Annotated in this window: 20 protein-coding genes, 1 tRNA gene, 1 other RNA gene and 1 pseudogene; 11 read left to right on the top strand and 12 right to left on the bottom strand. The window is 58.9% G+C overall.

Annotated elements, in window-relative coordinates; translation table 11 throughout:
- Positions 1–24: 24 nt before the first annotated feature.
- The 7 genes from KFE19_06435 to KFE19_06405 form a co-directional block, all read right to left on the bottom strand.
- Positions 25–960 (bottom strand): DNA adenine methylase, encoded by a 936-nt coding sequence (locus tag KFE19_06435; GenBank protein ID QUO39137.1) that lies wholly within the window; start codon positions 958–960, stop codon positions 25–27.
- Positions 957–1,301: a hypothetical protein gene (locus KFE19_06430; protein QUO39136.1), complete on the bottom strand. Its 345-nt coding sequence runs from the start codon at positions 1,299–1,301 to the stop codon at positions 957–959. The genes KFE19_06435 and KFE19_06430 overlap by 4 nt, the downstream gene beginning before the upstream one ends.
- Positions 1,302–1,453: 152 nt before the next feature.
- Positions 1,454–2,491: a hypothetical protein gene (locus KFE19_06425; GenBank protein ID QUO39135.1), complete on the bottom strand. Its 1,038-nt coding sequence runs from the start codon at positions 2,489–2,491 to the stop codon at positions 1,454–1,456.
- Complete coding sequence (locus tag KFE19_06420) at positions 2,491–3,669, bottom strand: hypothetical protein (protein QUO39134.1); 1,179 nt, start codon at positions 3,667–3,669, stop codon at positions 2,491–2,493. Before KFE19_06420 ends, KFE19_06425 begins: the two co-directional genes overlap by 1 nt.
- Positions 3,662–4,648: a DUF4314 domain-containing protein gene (locus KFE19_06415; protein ID QUO39133.1), complete on the bottom strand. Its 987-nt coding sequence runs from the start codon at positions 4,646–4,648 to the stop codon at positions 3,662–3,664. Before KFE19_06415 ends, KFE19_06420 begins: the two co-directional genes overlap by 8 nt.
- Complete coding sequence (locus KFE19_06410; GenBank protein ID QUO39132.1) at positions 4,649–5,359, bottom strand: hypothetical protein; 711 nt, start codon at positions 5,357–5,359, stop codon at positions 4,649–4,651.
- A gap of 401 nt (positions 5,360–5,760) precedes the next feature.
- Positions 5,761–6,798: an antirestriction protein ArdA gene (locus KFE19_06405; protein ID QUO39539.1), complete on the bottom strand. Its 1,038-nt coding sequence runs from the start codon at positions 6,796–6,798 to the stop codon at positions 5,761–5,763.
- Positions 6,799–6,986: 188 nt separating this feature from the next.
- On the opposite strand from KFE19_06405, the gene KFE19_06400 reads away from it, so the two are divergent.
- The 4 genes from KFE19_06400 (at position 6,987) to KFE19_06385 (ending at position 9,848) form a co-directional block, all read left to right on the top strand.
- Positions 6,987–7,406 (top strand): hypothetical protein, encoded by a 420-nt coding sequence (locus tag KFE19_06400; GenBank protein ID QUO39131.1) that lies wholly within the window; start codon positions 6,987–6,989, stop codon positions 7,404–7,406.
- Positions 7,396–7,752 carry an IS66 family insertion sequence element accessory protein TnpB gene (gene tnpB, locus KFE19_06395; GenBank protein ID QUO39130.1) on the top strand — a complete coding sequence of 119 codons (357 nt, stop codon included), beginning with the start codon at positions 7,396–7,398 and terminating at the stop codon, positions 7,750–7,752. The genes KFE19_06400 and tnpB overlap by 11 nt, the downstream gene beginning before the upstream one ends.
- 79 nt (positions 7,753–7,831) lie before the next feature.
- Positions 7,832–9,448, top strand: a complete 1,617-nt coding sequence (locus KFE19_06390) for an IS66 family transposase (protein ID QUO39129.1) — start codon at positions 7,832–7,834, stop codon at positions 9,446–9,448.
- Between the two features lie 187 nt (positions 9,449–9,635).
- Positions 9,636–9,848, top strand: coding sequence for a helix-turn-helix transcriptional regulator (locus tag KFE19_06385; GenBank protein QUO39128.1), 213 nt, complete (start codon positions 9,636–9,638; stop codon positions 9,846–9,848).
- Between the two features lie 357 nt (positions 9,849–10,205).
- Here KFE19_06385 and KFE19_06380 read toward each other — a convergent pair.
- From KFE19_06380 to KFE19_06365, 4 genes and pseudogenes are all read right to left on the bottom strand, one after another.
- Positions 10,206–10,421 (bottom strand): annotated as a pseudogene (locus KFE19_06380) (hypothetical protein).
- Between the two features lie 14 nt (positions 10,422–10,435).
- Entirely contained in the window at positions 10,436–11,116 is a 681-nt protein-coding gene (locus KFE19_06375) for a hypothetical protein (GenBank protein QUO39127.1), read from the bottom strand.
- Between the two features lie 71 nt (positions 11,117–11,187).
- The gene (locus KFE19_06370; protein QUO39126.1) at positions 11,188–11,862 is read right to left on the bottom strand and encodes a hypothetical protein; all 675 of its coding nucleotides are present in this window, start codon (positions 11,860–11,862) and stop codon (positions 11,188–11,190) included.
- Positions 11,863–12,204: 342 nt separating this feature from the next.
- Positions 12,205–12,281 (bottom strand) — tRNA-Ala (locus KFE19_06365).
- Between the two features lie 373 nt (positions 12,282–12,654).
- Between KFE19_06365 and ffs the strand changes: the two genes are divergently transcribed.
- The 4 genes from ffs to KFE19_06345 all read left to right on the top strand — a co-directional run bounded on the left by ffs (position 12,655) and on the right by KFE19_06345 (position 16,741).
- Positions 12,655–12,754: signal recognition particle sRNA small type (gene ffs, locus KFE19_06360), an RNA gene on the top strand.
- 41 nt (positions 12,755–12,795) lie between these two features.
- Positions 12,796–14,511 (top strand): DNA polymerase III subunit gamma/tau, encoded by a 1,716-nt coding sequence (gene dnaX, locus KFE19_06355; GenBank protein QUO39125.1) that lies wholly within the window; start codon positions 12,796–12,798, stop codon positions 14,509–14,511.
- 16 nt (positions 14,512–14,527) lie between these two features.
- Entirely contained in the window at positions 14,528–14,890 is a 363-nt protein-coding gene (locus KFE19_06350; protein QUO39124.1) for a YbaB/EbfC family nucleoid-associated protein, read from the top strand.
- 66 nt (positions 14,891–14,956) lie between these two features.
- Positions 14,957–16,741: a DUF4127 family protein gene (locus KFE19_06345; GenBank protein ID QUO39123.1), complete on the top strand. Its 1,785-nt coding sequence runs from the start codon at positions 14,957–14,959 to the stop codon at positions 16,739–16,741.
- Positions 16,742–16,811: 70 nt separating this feature from the next.
- Here KFE19_06345 and KFE19_06340 read toward each other — a convergent pair whose 3' ends face one another.
- A complete protein-coding gene (locus tag KFE19_06340) occupies positions 16,812–17,579 on the bottom strand; it encodes a hypothetical protein (protein QUO39122.1) in 768 nt (255 codons plus the stop codon).
- 333 nt (positions 17,580–17,912) lie between these two features.
- Here KFE19_06340 and KFE19_06335 point away from each other — a divergent pair, with 333 nt between their 5' ends.
- The 3 genes from KFE19_06335 to KFE19_06325 are packed head-to-tail and all read left to right on the top strand — an operon-like array spanning position 17,913 to position 19,882.
- Entirely contained in the window at positions 17,913–18,971 is a 1,059-nt protein-coding gene (locus tag KFE19_06335) for an FAD:protein FMN transferase (protein ID QUO39121.1), read from the top strand.
- Positions 18,955–19,356 carry a NusG domain II-containing protein gene (locus KFE19_06330; GenBank protein QUO39120.1) on the top strand — a complete coding sequence of 134 codons (402 nt, stop codon included), beginning with the start codon at positions 18,955–18,957 and terminating at the stop codon, positions 19,354–19,356. Before KFE19_06335 ends, KFE19_06330 begins: the two co-directional genes overlap by 17 nt.
- 10 nt (positions 19,357–19,366) lie before the next feature.
- A complete protein-coding gene (locus tag KFE19_06325; protein QUO39119.1) occupies positions 19,367–19,882 on the top strand; it encodes a Gx transporter family protein in 516 nt (171 codons plus the stop codon).
- Position 19,883: the final 1 nt, after the last annotated feature.

The raw sequence follows: 19,883 nt of genomic DNA, 5'->3' as shown, positions 1-19,883 counted from the left end.
ATTCAGAATTCCGGAATCACGCCATTATAGCGATCCGCCTTTTCCAGAAGCGGCCCTCTGGCGCCCATGGTAAAGGCAATGCCTTGCGGAATCGTGGCGGCGGGGGTCGTAGTTGGTGATGACGATCTCCTCATATTCGCTTCCGGCCTTCTGAGACATACTGTTGGGGCGAGTGGTGTAGAAGATATAAAACTCCTTGTACAGCTCCACGATGAATGGGCAGTAGTTATAGGACACCATGACATATCCCTTACACTCCAGCAGAGCGTCGTGGAGACGCTGATGATCTTCCTTGGGAAACACCGCCGCATAACAGTCCTCTGCATCGTAGTAGGGCGGATCAAAATAAAGAAATGCGTCTGGCCGGTCGTACTGGTGGACGATTTCTACGCAGTCCTTGTTTTCGATGACGACATTTGCCAGCCTGCGGGAGCACTCCCAAATCAGATAGAAGAAACGGCGGATATCGCAGGATTTTCCGGCAAAGGACTTGGCGCCGCCGCTGAAGCTGTATCGAATCAGCTTGAAAAAGTCGGCAGCGCGCCGTACATCACCGCGAGGCGCTCGTTCCAGCATCATTCTCTGGATGGTCTCAGCGTCCGGAAGCTCCAGATACCGCTCCGTCAGCTCCAGCTCCTCTTTCAGATAGTCATCGGTGAATTCCTCTTTGGAGAAGAACTTATACAGCACATTGAAATCGTCGCGTGTATTCAGCGGCAGAAACCCCAACTCCAGCAGGAGTGCCATGGTCCTGTTTTTGACACAACAGAACAGGTTGGTCAGGTCGCTGTTGAAGTCGTTGTAGACCTCCATACATCCCGGCTGGATGGGGCGGCTCAGGGTTACTGTGCCGCTGCCGCCGAACACATCAATAAAACGGGAATACCGCGAGGGAGACAGCTTTCGGATCAGCCACAGCAGCTTGCTTTTACCGCCCACCCAGGGGATGAAGCTTTTCAAGCGGTATCACCGCCCTCCAGCGGAAGGGATATCTGTCCGCTGTCGGTGGATTGCTCCAGCGCCTTGGTGAGACCGCGTTCCGCATGGGCGATCTTCTTGATCCGGCTCCGGAGCTGTCGGATGGTTCTCTGCAGTTCTTCCTCAGTACCGGCGTAGTAATAGCCGGAATCAGAACTGCAGATGGGGATGCCATCTCCACGCAGGCTGTTGATCAACCGGCGCAGGTCGGGGCCGCGGATATGGAAAGCTGCCTCCAGCTCCCGGCTGGATATGACGCTTTGCGCTCCCTTGTGATAGGTCTTCAGGTACTCGGCGATGGGGTTATCCGTTGTCGTGGTCATACGGGCTCCTTTCCGGGGCTGTTACCCGAAAAGAGCGCAAAAAATCAGGGGCCGTTTGTCCCGATTCGGGTAACGGCCCCTGTGGCGTTCAGGCTATTTCATTTTTTATTTCATCACCTCCGTCCCGGCGGCAACTGTTCTGTGGGGGCTTCTCACATGGACATGGTCGGCTCCATATCCGGCTGACTGTACTCATAGACCAGCTCTATGCCGTTCCAGGATACGAAACCATGCTCAGCGGCGGATAAACCCATGTTCTTCATCCGCTGATTGGCATAACCCTCCGCATCGAAGCAGGAGGCGAGCAGTTCATCCTTGGGGTAGACACCGTCGTGTTTCGCCAGTGTTTTGCCGTAGTCCTCCAGCTCCATATCGCGGGGCATGAAGTGATAGCAGTGGAGGTTCTGTGCCAGATCCAGGGCGTAATCCAGACGGTGGCAGTCCTCCAGCTCCATAACAGCCTGCCATTTATCCAGCCACCGGGGTTCGCCCTGACCCTGCTCACCCCACGCATAGCCGAAGTCGATGGCATGACGGACAAGTTCCGCTGCGGAGGCATACTGGGAGAGGATGTTCTCCAGCTGCGGGAGGCAGCAGTCCACATCCACGGCGATACACTCAGTCAAAGAGTCTACCTCCAGTGCATCCAGCGCCAAGAGAAGTTCGTCCGGGTGTGCGGTATCCATATACTCGCCGGTGTCCGGGAATCCAACCCACACGCCTTCCGTATTGGAGCGGCTTGCCAGCTTGACCCGGATGCCGTAGTCACCTTTGTCGGGGTTCAGCGTCGGGTCGCCGTCCAGGAACGGATCGATCAGAGAGGCGACCTTGATGAAGTGCCCATTGCAGAAGGTGTTCCCACCTTTCTGACGGTAAGCTGCCCCCACTTTCTCCGGGTCAAGGAATGCACGTGCCTGGGAGGAGGGGCGCTGGATCTGCTCCATGACGAATTTGCCAAGTCGGGCATCGTCTCCTGCACCGTAGAACAGGTCGTAGTGATCCAGCTGATTGGCAATCAGCATCACATCGCAGGTCATCCTCGGCTGCTCGATCTGCATTGCTCCGCGGAACAGAAGGCTTTCTTTTACCGTCATGTTCTCGAATCGCCGTTCCAGCCAGTCGTGTTGGGATTTGGTCATTTCAAAACCGTCCAGAAGATCCAGGAGTTGCCTGGTTTGCCGACTCGCCATCACATCATCTCCATTCCGGCATTTTCTGCCTGTGTTTCTTCATTGCGGATCGGCTCGCCATCTCTGCGCTGAACCAGCCCGTAGGGGGTCAGCAGAGCGTTGTGTGCTGCCATGACATCCTGACCGTAGTTGTAGAGGACGACGTGCTTCTGCAGAATGGACCGGGAATGCTCGTCCACAATGAAGCGAAGCTCCTCTATGGCCACCTCCTCGGGGTTTCGCTGATCAGGCTCGAGCAGATAGTCATCCAGATTTTTCGCAATCTGGACAGCGGCAGCGATATCGTGACAATCTGCCGCAAGGATAACTGCCTTGAATTTGGAAAGTTCTCCTTGTGTGCTCAGCTCCTTGAAGCATTTAGCCAACTCGTTCAGTCCATGGATATCGTCGCAGTCCATGTTTTCCAGAAGCGCAGGCATCGCGCTGTCCTCCACCCGGAAGACCATTTCCGACCAGGAGGCGCCTCCGCAAGCCTCCAGCACGGCGTCCAGCCGTTCCTGCGTGGCGGGCAGATCCAGGCACATCATGTTCTCCGGCTGCTCATTGGAGTGGAAGGGATACCTGCCGACCATCAGGCGGATGCCATATTCCGGCGCTTTGGGAACCAAGGCCAGGCTGCCATATACCTGCTTCAGCTCGGTGTGCTGCGTAACATAACCGCCGCTTGCGAAAACGCCGCCTTCTTCAAATCTGGCTTTTCTTCCGAGCATCTCAAAGTCAAGATACTCAAAGATGGAATCCGGAACTTTTTCCAGGGCAGGGATGAAATCGTTCTCCGCATAGAACCTGCCGAGCTGCTCGTCCGTTGTGGCGTTGATCACATGGCAGCAGTCTGTGCTGTAGGCCAGGTTGATCATGGTGGCAACGCTGATGGGGCCGTATTTCTTGGACACCTCCATGTTGAACAGCCCTTCGAAGGCAGTTTTTTCTCTGCCGTTCATCTGTCCCAGGCAGGTTGCCAGCGCATTGAGCTGATAGAGATCGCATTCATGGGTCAGATGGACATGGAGGAACTGAAAGCCGTGGTGTTCAAGAAATTCCCACCTCGGCTTGTCGCCCAAGGGCATCTGGAGCTTGTCCAGCGCATCCTGGAGACCATAGTAGCTGGCCGGAAGCTCCAGCTCGCACCACCGATCCGTTTTTCCGCCGAACAGCTCCACACGGAACACTTCATTCAAGGGTCATCCCTCCCATCTGGGGCCTGTAGTCCTCCTCGTATTTGGCGGGATCAGCGCCGGGGACATCCCAGCCGCACATACTGCCCACCTCCATGGCCTGGCGCTGCCACATATTGACGCCAAGCTGTTCGTTCAGCTGGTCGGCCAGTTCCACATTCTGTTCCTTGTCGCCGGTGTCCCAATTGGAGGGGTAGTAGCCGTACTCGCCCCGGCGGATGCAGATGAGGTCGCCGGTAGACTTGAGGGTGGAGAAGCACATCTCCGGCAGCCCCTCCGCCACTTTGGGGGCGAAGCGTTCCGCCTCGGTCTGGATATCCCAATCATCCTCCACGCTCCACAGATGGACATACAGCTCGTCATCACCGGCGCAGATCTCCCGCTGTTCGAAGCCCTCGCCCCAGCCATCCGACGCCTGTCCGGAGATATACTCTTTCAGGGTGGTCAGTTCCTCCGGGGTGAGGGTGCCAACCACGCGGCACTCGGCAACACCCCAAAGCTGGCCGTTCCGATCCTCGACGGTGAACACGACAGATTTGACCTTCTGGTTGACGCTGTCATCCTCGCCATACCAGTGCATGATGCCGCTCTCGGATTCTTCCGGCATCCGGTTGTTGATCAGAGCTCTGAGGATCTCGCCCTCATAGGCACGAAGCGATCTGCCGTCCAACTGAGTGTAGTCATCCTCCATCTCCCCATACTCGTTGCGGGTGTAGAGATCCGCCGTCAGAGGCATATACAGCTTCAGCGTGGTGGGCTCGGGCGGCAGGACAGAGAAGCTGTCCTCTCCGATGGTCAGCGCCAGGGTTCTGCCATTGTCCCACTTCATGTGGAACTGCCCGGCGTCGTCGATGTAGTCCAGAGTCCCCGTACTGCCCGGCTCCAGCGGGGCATAGGGGTCTTTCATCTCTCTGAGCTTGATCCTTGAGCCTGCGGGAAACTGTTCCCGCAGGAAGCTCAGCCATTCTTTGGGTACTGACATTTACATTCCTCCCATCTTCATATCTCGGTCGGAGCCGTTTTCATAGTCCGCCAGGGACTGCGGATTCTCCTCGCCATACAGGTCGAAAAGGATATCGTCCACCTGCTTGCGAACAACCGGGTCATCCGTCAGCGTCTCATAGCGGAAGCCCGTGACCGAATGCTGAGGCAGTTCCTCCTGGATGCACCGGAGATATTCCTGCGTGTCGGTGTAGTCCATCCGGCTTCCATCGGCGAAGGTGACCCGGCCCACAGGCTTTGCCTGCTGGGCCATCTGTTGCTGGCGCAGGTTGTAGCAGTAGAGATACCCCTGGTAGTCGCCAGGGGAAGGGGTGCAGCGGAGGCAGTAGCGGTAATGCTCGGTGTCCACGACATAGCCATAGCACCGGCCATCCTCGGTAAGCTCACCCCCGTTCCGGTAGCAGTAGCTTCTCATCGAAGCCAGATCCTTGAGCGGCCCATCTGCCCGAAGCGCATCCACGACTTCCTGAAGTTCACCCTTGAATTCCTTGGTGTTGAACTGGTCATCGTTGTGGGGCCACCATGTGTGGTAGAATCCTTTTCCGGAAGATCCAAAGTCCATCCGGACATGGCCGACCGTGCCCAGCGCCGCATCCTCGGTCTCCTTCATCTGGGAATAGAAAAGGCCCGCCTCCTCATGGGAAGCGGGCCTGATGTGAATCGGTGTATTTACTTTTTCATTCTGCTTCATGGTATTTGCCTCCGTATCCGTACAGAGATGGTAAATTTGCCAGTCAGGATGTCCCATCCTATAGTCCGACACCTGTTCCGCCACACGAATCATATCGTTCAGATCATTGATGCTGTTGCCATCCAAGGCGCCGGCATAGATGCTCCGTTCACGAGAGTCCATTTTGGCAATGATGCTCGAAAGCAGATTCAGCTGTGCAAGCTGCGTTCTGGAATCAGGGTCGAGTCCGCCGAGATATGACGGCAGGTTGGCAATCACACTTTTGATCTCAACGATCTCTGTTTTTCCTGTTCTGTTAGCTTGTTCAAGCTGGCTGTACGCTTCTGTCATAGCGCCATGAGATGCGGGCAAATTGAGCGGGACAATGACAGAACTCCCGCTGCGGCTCATAAAGAGTTGGATCATGTCATCCCTCCCATCTGAAAGTCCTGCTCCCGCTGATAGGACTCTGCCGGGTCGTCTGCCATCAGTTCCTCCAGACTTACTGTACCGACATAGGCGATGTAGCCGCGGTCGGTAAACACGCCCGACTGATAGTCCATGTGCTGCAGGCCATACCGCTCGTAGTCATAAAACTCGTCCAGATTGGGGTCATACTCAAAATGGCCGGATCTCTGAATCACGTATTTCCCATATTCCTCGGGGGTGTGGGCGCCGGGGGCGAATTCAAACAGATCCAGGTTTTCCGCCAAGCGGCGGATCTGGCTGGCGCATTCCGGTTTAGCCATACTTACTGCTGCTCCCAGCTTTCTGCGGTCGTCATACGAGAGTTTATCTGCGACCAGCGCCAGCTCATTGAGTTCGTGGATGTTGTCGCACCGGAAGTCCAGTGCTACATCCACTTCCTCCGGGAATGAACTGTCTGCCATAAAAAGGCGCATATCCTTTGGGTCAGCAATGCCGGAACGCTGCATGGCGCGCTCAATTTGTCCTTTTGAGGCAGGGAGATAGATCCAGGTCACATTCCTGCTGTTCTCCGGCTCCCACCGGGAGGATATCCCGACAGCGGTCATATCGGCCTCATAGTGATAGCAGGGCAGGTGCTTCCCATCATAGAGCTGTGAAAGCTGCATGCCGTTGTCATAGACCACTCCGTAGCGGGTGATAGTCCCCTCATTGTCCTCAATCAACAGGACAGCGGTTTCCACTCCGTCCAGCTGTTCCAGTTCTTCCATGCTGGCACACCCGCCATGGATGTTCATGTAGTGATCACGGCCAACCTCTTTCAAATTTGTGAAGCCCGTGATCACCGTCGCCTGCTGGCAGCAGAAGGTCAGGTTGATGAGATCCTTCATGCTGGTGAGATGCAGTTTTTCAGCCATTGCCTGAAATTGCGAAAACTCGCCCACAGTAAAGCTGTCCAGCCGCTTGACCAGATAGTCCAACTCATCAAGGTAAGCGTCAAAAAAAGCGCCGGATTGAAGAAGGAAAAGGGATATGGGAAAATACCACCATAGCGCGGAGCAGGCGAAGGTAGCGTCAACTTGCCGGAAGTGCCGGGTAGTGCTGCAACTTTCCTGAAAGCCATGTACTTGCCCCAACTTGCCGGCAGTTTCGGATAGTGCCCTGACTTCCCGGAAGAAAGAGGCACAGCCCTCGTCCCCTCCGCAGAAGGGAAGGTGGCAAGATGGAGAAAAAGAGCATCCGAGAAGTAAAAGGAGAGTATCGGCTTGCCGAATGGGCGGGCCTGGTCCGGGAGTGCCGGCACAGCGGGCTGAATGTCATGACCTGGTGTGAGCAGAAAGGGATCACGACAAATCAGTTTTATAAATGGCAGCGGAAGGTATTTGACGCGCTGATGGAGCAGCAGGAGGCCCAAATTCAGAGCACAGGGCTCCAGGAACCGAAAGTACAGTTTGCAGAGCTGCCGCCTCCGGAAGAAGACGGGACTGCCCCGGATTGTTTGGCGGAGAGGCCCACAGAAGCGGTACGCCGGGCAGCAGTCATTGCCACGCTGCGTGTGGGCGGCGCTGAAATCGATATCTACGAAGGGGCCAATGCCGCAGTCGTGGAGGCGCTGTGCAAGGCGGTGCGCCATGCTGAGTGACTTCACAGGCGCAGACCGGGTATACTTGGCGGTGGGGTACACAGATCTGCGGAAGGGGATAGACGGGCTTGCATCCCTGGTACAGCGGCAGTTTGAGCTGGATCCATTCACGAACACCCTGTTTTTGTTCTGCGGGCGGCGGAGAGACAGGCTGAAAGCACTTTACTGGGAAAAAGATGGATTTGTGCTGCTATATAAACGGCTGGAGGGCGGGAACTTCCATTGGCCGCGCAGCGGAGATGAGGTGCGGCAGCTGACCTGGCAGCAGTACCGGTGGTTGATGGAAGGGCTGCAGATAGACCAGCCAAAGGCGCTGAAAGAGGTGGTTGGCCTGAGTGCGGTTTAGGGGCAAAAATTGAAAGTAAAATATCCGAAACGCCTTGAAAACACTGGTATTTCAAGGCGTTTCATGGTATAATTGATCCATGAAAAACGATTTGAAAACAGCGACAAGCAACACGGAAATGGTGACCATTTCGCGTGCGGAATATGACGCGCTGCTCCAGAAGAGCGAGGGGTATGCGGAGCTGAACCAGAAGCTGGAGTGGCTGATGGAACAGCTGCGGCTGGTGAAGAAAAAGACCTACGGTTCCTCCTCTGAACATACCCGAGAGGAGCTGATGGACCAGTTGAGCTTTGTCTTTAACGAGGCGGAGGCTTGGCAGGCCGCGGAGGAAAAAGCGCGGGAAACAACCACAGTGGCAGAGCATACCCGGAAAAAACGCTCGTCCCGGGTGGAGGAAGTGCTTCCGGAGGATGTGCCGGTTGAAGTGGTGGAGCACTATCCGGATGAGGCGGCCCAGGTCTGCCCGGAGTGCGGCAGCCAGATGTCCATGATTGGCAAAGAGGTGCGGCGGAGCCTGGTGATGATCCCTGCCCAGGTAAAGATCCGGGAAGATGTATACTATACTTATTCCTGCCAGCGATGCAAAAAGGAGAGTACAGAAACTCCGGTCGTAAAGGCAAAAAGGGTTCCGGCCGTGATCCCCGGCAGCTATGCGTCCCCGGAGGCGATAGCCCACATCATGGTGCAGAAGTTTGTAATGGGGTCCCCGCTGTACCGGCAGGAGCAGGAGTGGAACCGGGCCGGGGTAAAATTGTCCCGGCAGACGATGAGCAACTGGATCCTGCGGGCAGCGGAGGACTGGCTCCGGCCAGTATATGACCAGCTCCACCGGGAATTGGTGGGGCGGGATGTGCTGCACGCGGATGAGACCACCCTGCAGGTGCTGCGGGAGCCGGGGAGATCTGCCCAGTCCAAGAGCTATATGTGGCTTTACCGGACGGGGTGCGATGCGGAGCATCCCATTGTACTGTATGAATACCGGCCGAACCGGAAGGCGGAGAATGCGGCGGCATTCCTACAGGGGTTTACCGGGTATCTGCATGCGGACGGCTACTCAGGGTACCACAAGCTGCCCGGAAGCATCCGGGTAGTTGGATGCTGGGCCCACGCACGGCGGAAATTTGACGAGGCGGTGAACGCTCTGCCCAAGGGGGAACAGGCGGGATGTGCAGCCCTGGAGGGACAGCGGTTCTGTAACCAGCTGTTCTCCATAGAGCGGGAAATTGCCGGCCTTCCATTTGAAGAACGATGTATCCAGCGGCAGAGCCGGGCAAAGCCGGTCCTGAACGCTCTGTTGTCATGGGCAGAACGCAGTAAGGCGCCGCCAAAGTCCGCTTTGGGGAAGGCAGTGTATTATCTGAAAGAACAGTGGCCGTATCTGATCCGCTATCTGGAGGACGGGCGGCTGGAAGTGAGCAACAACCGGGCTGAACGCAGCATAAAGCCTTTCGTAATGGACCGGAAGAACTTTCTGTTTGCCAATACACCCAACGGGGCACAGGGCAGCGCAATCATTTTCAGCTTGATTGAAACGGCAAAAGAGAATGGGCTTGATCCATACCGCTATTTGGTCTATATCATGACCAATGCGCCGGTGCTGGAAGATAAGGGTAAGGAGTGGGCAGAAAAATTGCTGCCGGAATACGCACCGGATGAGTGCCGGACTTATTCCATACAAAACCAAAAGGATATTTGATGGGATGGGCCGGTTTCTTACTGGCCCATCTTATTATATTGGATGACAAAATTCTGCTTTTTTTGCAACCCGACACAGGTGCCGTGTTGTTTGGGCAGTATTTCCTCTAAAATGACAACGGGAAGTATCCCGTTAAAAATTTTGTAAGGAGGAGCTACTATGAAAAAAAAAGCAGATTCCGACAAGAGTGGGCGGAGGTCATCCTGAGAATCCACTTCAGCAGGCGCGTATAAAGGCCGGCGTCTCCCAAGAGGAAATTGCGGAAGAACTCGCCTGCGACATACGCACAATCCAGCGGTACGAAGCTGGAGAGCGATTCCCAGACTGGAACGAACTGTTAAAAATGAGGGCTCGTTATTCCTGCGGATTTGCTGACCTGTTCCCGGGGGAAGAACAATGATGGGAACGGGCAGAAAAGAACGGGGGAGATCTAAAACTCAGACGCAAACATCCCTTCCCCCGGCGATCTTTACCAACCTTCTCCTCATCCTTGCTGGCTACCGTATGAAGATGCCCGTAACGGAGGTCATGCTCTTTCCCGATGGTAACAGTTACTATGTTTGTCCCAGATGCCATATAACTATGGAACGGGAGTTTATGAACTTCTGTGACCGGTGTGGCCAGCACTTGGATTGGAAGGGCTACAAAAAAGCCAGAATCGTATATCCTGGCCAGCGTAACATCCTACATACCTGATTCATTAAAACGCAGGAGCGGAGGATAATCCTCCGTTCCTGTGTTTTTTATTTGACGCTTACTCATCAAGGTTGACCTTGGTGCATACCAGCCGATTCAGCACGGGCCAGGCACTGTCGAGGGAGTCCAAGCGGCAGTCGGCTTCAGAGGCATCGCCGATCTCCAGTGCCTCCAACAGCGCAACGCAGTGGTCGTATTGATTTCTGGGAATAGGAAGAGGAATCGTCGCAACACCGTATTCCGGGTGGTCGGCGTTGCTCAGAACTGCTTCCATCATCACATTGCATCACCTTACTTTCCTTCAAAATTCAAAATCGCATCTCCGTACTTGGCCAGAAGCAGAGCGCAGACAATCAGGTGGAACGCCTCATCTGTGACCAATTCGGGGGATGCGAGATCGGCAAGAGTGATATTGGGGCTGCCGGTGGAGATGGCTTTGGCCGCCTGATAAACACTGTACAGCTCCGGTTGGATGCCGGCGAGCTGGACAGATTGGAAGTCAAACCCACTGGCATCAAATTTCCAGATCATCCTGCGCCAGATGTCCCCATACGCCGTGAGAAGAAACAGTGCGGCCAGGTTACGGTTCGGCATTCGAAAACAGCGCTCACGCCAGTGCTGCCAACGCTCCCGATGACTGTCGCTCAGGAAAAATCCAATGGAGCAGCCATTGAAACTCCTCTCTAAGCGGGCCTGAAGCTGCACTCCCGCTTCAGGGAAGAAGCAATCCCTGACAAACTCGTTGAGGTCAATTGCACCGGCTACAATCCGTTCATCCAGACAGACGCACTGCTCCAAAGGGCAGGGATGATTGCGTCTGAAGTTCATGCAGTATGGGCACTCCATGTCATCTCTGCTATATTGGAAACCGGGATAGTATCGGCCATGGCCTCTGGGCTTGAAATAGGGCGGGGTCATCATCTGCTGTTCCATCTGGCACAGCGGTGTATCCCACATGAAGTAGCGTGTCATTGGCGGTGTGCTCCTTTCAGTAAAGCAAAAAAGCGCCGGAGTCTTATTTCTAAAACTCCGGCGCTTGAATATTACATGATCGGTTCCTGGTTGTAGGGTTCCATGGGGTGCTGCTCCTGCTCCCTTATGCGCTCCAGGGCATCGGGAGCTGCAGTAGCAATCTGCTCTTGAACTCCCCGGATGCACTTTTCCTGCTCGGCAGTCAAGTCAAAACCAGTATCCAAGGTGTCAGAGCAGCACCGGTAGATTTCAACAAGCTGCTCCTGATTGAAAATTTGCTGTTTGGAAATGAGGCCAGCGCGGATGGCGAAGTCCTGCTTGGCACCTATATAGTTTTCCTGAAAGTAATTGCCCTGGTTGAGACCTGTGCGGTCGAAGCTCCAGTCCCATGTGACGAATTGGACGCCAAGCCGGGTGGGATGGGCAGCCAGGACGGCTCCATTGAAGTCAGCCAGCAGGCGGTAGTCACCGGTCAGGCTTTGGGCTTGCAGGGGCGGAGCCTGTTCCAGCAGAGTCGTGTACTCCCGCACAGTACAGGCCAGATCGGTGGCTCGCTCACAGGCTCGTTCCCGTTCCGGCGTCGCTACATCCTCCTGCCAGTAGCGAACGCCTCCGTCCGCTGTGATCCGGCAAAGGGGGAGACCATCCCACTCCACAGGAAGCAATTCATCCTGTTCCGGCTGCGGGACAAAACCCTCACGGTGAAGAGCGGTACGAAGTTCTTGAAAAAACTGTTCTCGATTCATTTACTACCTCCTGACATTTAGTGCCCTTTTTGAAATTATCTGAAAACGAAAAAGGGCGCCAACCCATTGGCCCATCACGACCAACAAATCGACGCCCCAAACTTTGTGTATTCTATTGGTAGAAAAATAGCGCCCTTTTTGAAAGTTGCTGTTTCAAAAAGGGCGCCACATGGTTTCGGGTTTGCCAACCACTGAGAAGAGGGGGTTCGAGTCCCACCAGTTAGGGGAAAACAGTGGTTGGCATCTATGGAATCATCATCGAATTTTCGAGCTGAAAAAGCCCGGAAACAGTATAGATGCCGTAGGCTTCTGGCCTACGGCATCTATACTGTTTTGCTTTTATGGTGGACCCGAAGGGGATCGAACCCTCGACCTTACGGATGCGAACCGTACGCTCTCCCAGACTGAGCTACGGGCCCAAATCAACAGTTCCAAAAGCGGAACAGAAGAATAAAGCAATATGAAATTATAGATGTGGCAGAAAACCGAACCCTTTGCGCTCCCAGCTGAGCTATAGGCCCATATTTGGTTGTTTTGTATATTTTAACTTTATCTGCTTGTGCAGTTTGCTGTTTTGGCCGGGCCTGTGTTATGTTGCGCTGGTTCTCCCAGCTGAGCTACAGGCCCATAGATGACGCCGCATGATTTTGGCTCAGCGGCAAATGATATTATACCATAATTTTTCCCGTTGTAAAGCCTGATTTTTTCTCAGCAAAAAAATTTCTGTTGCCAATTCTGTTTTCGTATAGTAAAATGGGTAAGCTATGAATTGCTCCTCCGCAGACAGCTGCGGAACCGGTCTCGCGCAATGGGGCCCCGTGAACCATGTCAGGCGGGGAACCGAGCAGCATTCAGCGGGATGTCCCATGTGCCGCGAGGGTGCCGGTTCCGCAGCTGTCCGCGGAGGAGTGTTTTTGACCCGGAGGTGTTGGCGTGTACCAGGCGTTGTATCGAAAATGGCGGCCCAGGACGTTTTCCGACGTGATCGGCCAGTCCCATATCACCGAGACCCTGCAAAAGCAGGTGGCGGAGGGCCGCACCTCCCACGCCTACCTCTTCACCGGCACCCGAGGCACCGGCAAGACCACCTGCGCCAAGATCCTAGCCAAGGCCGTCAACTGCGAGGCGCCGGTGAACGGCGACCCCTGCTGCCGCTGCCCGGCGTGCCTGGGCATTGAAAACGGCAACTTCCTGGATGTGCTGGAGCTGGACGCCGCCTCCAACAACGGCGTGGACCAGGTCCGGGCCCTGCGGGATGAGGCGGTCTACGCCCCCGCCAACGTGAAAAAGCGGGTCTACATCGTGGACGAGGTCCACATGCTGTCCACCCCGGCCTTCAACGCCCTGCTGAAGATCCTGGAGGAGCCGCCGGAGCACCTGATGTTCATTCTGGCTACCACGGAGCTGCACAAGGTGCCCGCCACCATCCTCTCCCGGTGCCAGCGGTTCTCCTTCAAGCGCATCATGCCCCGGGACATCGCCGGACGGCTGGAATACGTGGCGAAGCAGGAGGGCATCGGTCTCACCGCCGACGGCGCCGAGCTATTGAGCCGCCTGGCCGACGGCGCCCTGCGGGACGGACTGAGCCTGCTGGACCAGTGCGCCGCCGCAGGCGGCACTGTGGACAGCCGGTCCGTGCTGGATGCCCTGGGCCTGGCGGGCAATCTCCAGACCGCCCAGCTGCTGGAGCGCGTCCTGGCCCGGGATGCCAAGGCGGCGCTGCTGCTGCTGAACCAGCTCTACGCCGGCGGCAAGGACGTGGGTGCGGTGCTGGGTGAACTCAGCACCCTGGTACGGGACCTGCTGCTGCGGCGAACCGCGCCGGAGGGCGGCGCGGCGCTGCTGTCCGGCGGCTATGACGACGCCACGCTGGACCGGCTGGGGAAGGAGACCTCCGCCGCCCGGCTGATTTATCTCGCCACCATGCTGCAAAAGGCGGGGGCCGACCTCTATTACAGCGCCAACCGCCGCACCGACGCGGAGCTGTGCCTCCTGCGGCTGTGCGACGAGAGCCTCTCTGGAGATCTGACGGCCCTGGAGGCCCGGATCCGCCGGCTGGAGGACCGCGCCGCCCGGGGTGGGATCGCCCCTGAGACGGCAGTGCAGAAGGCCGCGCCTGCGGTGCAGGCGGAGACGGCTGCCCCCAAGGTTGCCCCCGCGGGGCCCGGGGCACCGGAGGAGGCGCCTCCCTGGGACGAGCCGCCCATGCCGGAGGAGCCCGGCGCCCGGGTGTTCGACGTAGCGGAGGACCGGATGGCGCCTGCCGTGCCTGCGGCCAGCGCTCCGGCGGCCCCGCCGGAGGAGCCCGGCAAAAAGGCAGCCCCGGCCGCCGGGGACGGCGCCTGGTGGCGGACCCTGGCGGAGACCTGCAAGGGAAGGCTGCCGGTGATGTACCGGGCGTTTCTGGACATGTGCGCCGGCCAGCTGGAGGGAGACGTGCTCACCGTGTGGGCTCCCGATGAGATCACCTACGGCCGGCTGGACAACGACCGGGTCCGCACCGCCCTTTTGGAGGAGGCGGCCCGGAGCGCGGGAACGCCGGTGCGGCTGGTGCTCAAGGTGGGGGAGGCCCCCAAGGCCGCGCCTCAGGAGAATTTGAAAAATCTGCTGAAATTCGGCAGTCAGTTCGACAACATCGAAATCAAGTAAAAAGGAGCAAATGACCATGGGATACAGTGCAAGACGGGGCTTTACCAACGGAAAGGTGTCCGGCGCCCAGCGTCAGGCCGAGATGCAGGCCAAGATCCAGCAGATGCAGGAGCAGATGAACGCCGCACAGGAGGCCGTGGAGGCCCAGGAGTTCACCGCCAGCGTGGGCGGCGGCGTGGTGGAGGCCAAGGTCAACGGCAAGAAGGAGGTCCTCTCCGTCACCATCAAGCCCGAGGCCGTGGATCCGGAGGATGTGGAGATGCTCCAGGACCTGGTGGTCTCCGCCGTCAACGAGGCCCTGCGCCAGGCAGGCGAGGCCATGGAGAAGAGCATGAGCGGCGTCACCGGTGGACTGGACCTGGGGGCTTTCGGCCTCTGAGCTGCCGGCAGCGGAAATCAGACAGCGGGGCCGTGGGCCCCGCTTCTTTCAAATATGGAGAGACGTATGAACAGACGATTTTTGACGGCGGTCCTGGCGGTCGCCCTGCTGGCGGGCTGCGGTCCCGTCAGCACGGAGCCGGTGGACCAGGAGAGCGCCCCGGCGGATGAGCCGGTGATCGCCTACGTGCCCCTGGACGACCGGCCCGACAACGAGGAGCGGGTGGTGTACCTGGCGGACTCCCTGGGCTACGAGCTGCTGCTGCCGGAGCGGGACGACTACCAGACCCGGCTGGACGGCCAGCCGCTCAATGAAAACGGCACCCAGTACGGCGACCGGGCGGACCTGTATGAGTGGGTCCTGGCCCGGGAGGCGGAGGGCTGCGACCGCTACATCCTGTCGGTGGACCAGCTGCTCTCCGGCGGGCTGGTCAGTTCCCGAAGCATGGCCGGGGAAAACCCGGTGACGCTGTCCGACGGCCGGACGCTGAGCGAGGCGGAGCTGCTGACAGAGCTGCTGGGCCTGCTGGCCGCCGATGAGAACAATCAGGTGTGGCTGCTGGACACGGTGATGCGCCTGGCGGCCACCACCGGGTACGGCGGCTTCGGCCTCAATGAGTACAACGCCCTGCGGACCTACGGCATGGCCGCCCGGCCTCATCTGACCGGGGCGGAGCTGACGGTGGAGAACATCGTGGCGGACTATCCCCTGGGCGCCGACGGGCAGGTCATCCGGGCCGAGGCGGAGGAGCCGCTGCCGGAGGGCGCCGTGGAGGGATACCTGGCGGCCCGGGAGCGGAAGCTGCGGCTGAGCCAGACGCTCTTCGATGCCCTGCCGGGCACGGAGGGGCGGTTCCACGTGCTGGTGGGCATCGACGACTCCTCCGAGGAGGACAGCATCCAGAAAAATGAGATCGCCTATCTGCGCAGCCGCCTCCGGGAGGGAGACGCGCTGCTCTCCGGCGTGGACGATCTGGCCTTCAAGGCCGTGGCCCGGCTGTATTTGGACGAGTGCGGCTGGGAGGGGGCGGATGTCAGCGTGGAGTATTTCGGCGGCACCGAGGACCAGCCTGCCTGTGCCTACGACTATCAGCCCCTGACCGCCATCATGGATGAGCACTTTGACTTTTTTGACCTGCGGCCGGCGGAGCCGGGAGCGGCGGAACTGCGGATCCTGGTGCTGACCCAGCCTGCTGACGAGACGAAGAAGGACGACTATATCCAGGCGGTGGTCCGGGAGCTGGAGGGAGACTCCGCTCAGACGCCCACGGTCCTGATCGACGCCGGCAACGGCACCTACGGCACCGCTTTCCACGAGGCGTTGACTGAGAAGGTGCAGCTGGGGCGCCTGCTGAGCTATGCGGGCTTCCTGGACATGGCCATCGTCACCGGCACGGCTCTGAGCCACGGAGTGGCCCGGTACGCCTTCCTGCGCCACGGGGAGCAGACCGACGCCACGGAACGGGCCTTCCTGCGGACCGTGGCGGACAGTGTTCTCAAGGACTTCTGCTACAAAAACGTGGTGCGCAACGACATTTTGAATTTTGTCCGAAGCGATCTGAGCGGCAATGCCGACAACTTCTGGACCCCGGATATCGACCGGGACGCCGTGCTGGAGCGGCTGGAGAGCGGCATGGCCGCCGCCACCGCGGACGTGATCGCCAATCTGGAGCGGAGCAACTTTATCTCCGCCCTGCCCTCCGCCGGGGAGTACGCCGAGCGGGGCTGGGGCGGCGTGGAGCTGACCAACTACCGCTTTCCCTGGGACCGGGCCTTCGAGATCGGCATGGACATCCGGCTGGGAGACTTCACGGAGCCCCACAAGCAGGTCCTGGGCATCTACTACCAATAATCAAACAGCGTATAAAAAGCGGAGGTCTGTGGATATCCACAGACCTCCGCTGATGGTTTCGAGAGAAGTCTTACAGCTGCTTGACCGTGTAGTACACCGCAAGGATGAACACCACCAGGGCCAGGGCCCACATGGCGTAATAGGCTACGGTGGTATTGAACAGAGCCACGGCCACCGCCACGAAGGACAGGCCACAGGCGGCGTAAATGGGAAGCGCGTCGGCATTGGCGGGCAGGATCTGAAGCTTGCCCAGCATACCGTGGCTGCGGTCGGCCTTGCGGATCAGCAGTGCCGCCAGCACCAGGACCACCAGGTAAACCACAGAACCGGCCAGAGCCAGCTTGCTGAGCAGTCCGGCGCCGCCCAGCAGGTGACGGCAGACCCACAGCACCATCAGGGACAGGGCCAGAATGGTCAGTGCCCAGGCACACTCCCGATCGTAGAGCTGCCACAGGATGCCCAGCAGCATGGCCGCGGGGACCACTACGCACAGCACGGTCAAAGCGGAGCCGCCCAGAGTCCGGACCAGCAGGGCAGAAAGGGCCAGAAACACGCCGGCGGCGAAGATCGCCCAGCCCAGGCGGGCCTTTTTCGGCTGCTTCCGGGCAGCCAGAGCCAGGATCAGTCCCGCAGCCAGCACCACGACGCCCGCGATCATCACATACAGCAGAGCGGTGTGGCAGGCCAGCAGCTGATAGATGGTACCGGAGACATAGAAACGGCGGATCACCAGCAAATACAGTTCCGCAACGCAGCCCGCCAGAAACAGCTTCATAGCGCCGTTCATGGGTTCGTCACGCTTGACAGACTTGGAATTACGGTTGGGATTTTTTGACATATATGGTAACCTCCAGGGCTTTTGTTTCGGAAATGCCCGCAGTGAAAAAAGCCGTTCGCCGCCGACATACTGTGATAGTATAGCAGACTTCGCCTGCTTTTGCAAGGAAAACCGAAAGGCTTTTTTGTTTTTTACGGGAGGTCCGCCGGTATTACCCTGCACCGGTGGCGGGCAGTTTATGCATGTTGGCACCACCGGCTGGAAAAACGGGACCATGGTGGGGCACCGGACGGCGGAAATGGGGATTGACGGTTGAGAAGTGGGGCGGAAGGTGCTATACTATTTCATTATGAAAATTTCCGCCCGGAGGCGGACAGACTGAGGAGAACGCTCATGAAAAAAATTTGTGCGCTGCTGATGGCGCTTCTGCTGAGCCTGAGCGCCGGATGCGGCACCATAGACCCGGACGAGGCCCAGGAGAGCATCCAGGTGATTGCCATGGACACCGCCATGATCTTCACCGCCTACGGCGTCAACAGCACCAAGGCCGACTATGCCGCCGAGGAGGAGGTCTACCGGCTGGAGGCCATGCTCTCCCGCACGGATGAGGAGAGCCAGGTGGCCCGGCTGAACAGCCAGGGCACCGCCGACATCGACGCCGAGCTGTGGGGCCTGATCGAGACCGCCATGGCGTACAGCGAGGCCACCGGCGGCGCCTTTGACATCACTGTCGCGCCGGTGCTGCTGGCCTGGGGTTTTACAACGGACGAATACCAGGTGCCCTCCCAGGCGGAACTGGAGGTGCTGCTGCCTGCGGTGGGGGCGGAGCATATCCGCTGCCTGGGGGAGAATACCGACGGCACCGTCACCGTGGCACTGGACCCGGGCACCCAGATCGATCTGGGCGCTATCGGCAAGGGCTACGCCTCCGACCGGGTGGCGGCCATTTTTGAAGAGTATGAGGTCCCCCGGGGGCTGATCCGCCTGGGCGGCAGCGTGCTGGCCATCGGCGACCGGCCCGACGGGGAGGCCTGGCGGGTGGGCATCCAGGATCCCCGGGACCCCGACAACGCCGAGGCCTTTGCCGCCGTGCTGAACCTGACCGACGCCTACGCCGTCACCTCCGGCAGCTACCAGCGGTATTTTGAGCAGGACGGGAAACGCTATCACCATATCATTGACCCCGCCACCGGCTACCCGGCGGACAGCGGCCTCACTTCCGTGACGGTGGTGACAGATGGTACCCAGGGAAACGGCACCCTGTGCGACGCCCTGTCCACCGCATTGTTCGTCATGGGGGAGGAACAGGCCCTGGACTTCTGGCGCAGCGGCGTGTACAACTTCCAGCTGGTGCTGGTGACGGAGGACGGCCGGGTGGTCGTCACCGACGGGCTGACGGACGAACTGACAAAGGTGGAGGGGAATGGGTACACCTATGAGACGGTCTCCTGAGCTGCGGCCCGGCCTGTGGGACGGGGCGGTGGTGCTGGCGGTGGTGCTGCTGGCGGCGGCCTGCGCCCTGGCGCTGTGGGGCCGGGGAGGCGGCAGCGCTCTGACGGCGGTGATCTCCGTGGACGGAACGGAGACGGAGCGGATCGCCCTGGCGGGCCTGCCGGAGACGGAGCGGGTGGTGGAGAGCAGGGGCTATACCCTGCACGTCCACTTGACGGAGACAGCGGTATGGGTAGAGTCCTCCGACTGTCCCACCCAGGACTGCGTCCGCACCGGCCATATCTCCCGGGGCGGGCAGAGCATCGTGTGCCTGCCGGCCCGGGTGATCGTGTCCTTGGAGGGCGGAGAGCCGGCGGAGAGCGGCGTGGATGCCGTGATCGGATAGGAGGGGCGCCATGAAGTGGACCACAAAGCAGCTGACGCTGTGCGGGGTGCTGACGGCCCTGGCCCTGGCCCTGAGCTATATGGAAAACCTCTTCCCCCTGACCCTGGCCATCCCCCTGCCGGGGGTGAAGCTGGGCCTGGCCAACATCGTGACGGTGTTCGCCCTGTATGCCCTGGGGACGGCGCCGGCCTTTTTGATCCTGATCGCCCGGTGCCTGCTGGGGGCCATGTTCGCCGGGAATATGAGCGCGCTGATCTTCTCCCTGCTGGGCGGCGTGGCCGCTATGGCGGTCATGGCGGGGCTGAGCCGCCTGGGGCGGCTGAGCGTGTACGGCGTGTCCGTGGGCGGCGCGGCGGCCCACAACTGCGGCCAGGTGGCCGCGGCGGTGCTGACCCTGGGCAATACGGCGCCGCTGTATTATCTGCCGGTGCTGCTGGGGGTATCCCTGCTGACCGGAGCCCTGACGGGGCTGGTCAGCGCCTGCTTGTTCCGGGCACTGGCCCATACGGATCTGATGAGAGGGTGAA

This window comes from Dysosmobacter sp. Marseille-Q4140, assembly GCA_018228705.1.
GTDB lineage: Bacteria > Bacillota > Clostridia > Oscillospirales > Oscillospiraceae > Oscillibacter.
Note: the sequence above shows the minus strand (reverse complement) of the source record. Positions and strands in the feature narration are given on the sequence as shown.

Coding starts and splice junctions, on each gene's coding strand:
- KFE19_06430 (QUO39136.1), bottom strand. CDS start 1,301: ATGACCACGACAACGGATAACCCCATCGCCGAGTACCTGAAGACCTAT.
- KFE19_06425 (QUO39135.1), bottom strand. CDS start 2,491: ATGGCGAGTCGGCAAACCAGGCAACTCCTGGATCTTCTGGACGGTTTT.
- KFE19_06415 (QUO39133.1), bottom strand. CDS start 4,648: ATGTCAGTACCCAAAGAATGGCTGAGCTTCCTGCGGGAACAGTTTCCC.
- KFE19_06410 (QUO39132.1), bottom strand. CDS start 5,359: ATGAAGCAGAATGAAAAAGTAAATACACCGATTCACATCAGGCCCGCT.
- KFE19_06400 (QUO39131.1), top strand. CDS start 6,987: ATGGAGAAAAAGAGCATCCGAGAAGTAAAAGGAGAGTATCGGCTTGCC.
- tnpB (QUO39130.1), top strand. CDS start 7,396: ATGCTGAGTGACTTCACAGGCGCAGACCGGGTATACTTGGCGGTGGGG.
- KFE19_06390 (QUO39129.1), top strand. CDS start 7,832: ATGAAAAACGATTTGAAAACAGCGACAAGCAACACGGAAATGGTGACC.
- KFE19_06375 (QUO39127.1), bottom strand. CDS start 11,116: ATGACACGCTACTTCATGTGGGATACACCGCTGTGCCAGATGGAACAG.
- KFE19_06370 (QUO39126.1), bottom strand. CDS start 11,862: ATGAATCGAGAACAGTTTTTTCAAGAACTTCGTACCGCTCTTCACCGT.
- KFE19_06350 (QUO39124.1), top strand. CDS start 14,528: ATGGGATACAGTGCAAGACGGGGCTTTACCAACGGAAAGGTGTCCGGC.
- KFE19_06345 (QUO39123.1), top strand. CDS start 14,957: ATGAACAGACGATTTTTGACGGCGGTCCTGGCGGTCGCCCTGCTGGCG.
- KFE19_06340 (QUO39122.1), bottom strand. CDS start 17,579: ATGTCAAAAAATCCCAACCGTAATTCCAAGTCTGTCAAGCGTGACGAA.
- KFE19_06335 (QUO39121.1), top strand. CDS start 17,913: ATGAAAAAAATTTGTGCGCTGCTGATGGCGCTTCTGCTGAGCCTGAGC.
- KFE19_06330 (QUO39120.1), top strand. CDS start 18,955: ATGAGACGGTCTCCTGAGCTGCGGCCCGGCCTGTGGGACGGGGCGGTG.
- KFE19_06325 (QUO39119.1), top strand. CDS start 19,367: ATGAAGTGGACCACAAAGCAGCTGACGCTGTGCGGGGTGCTGACGGCC.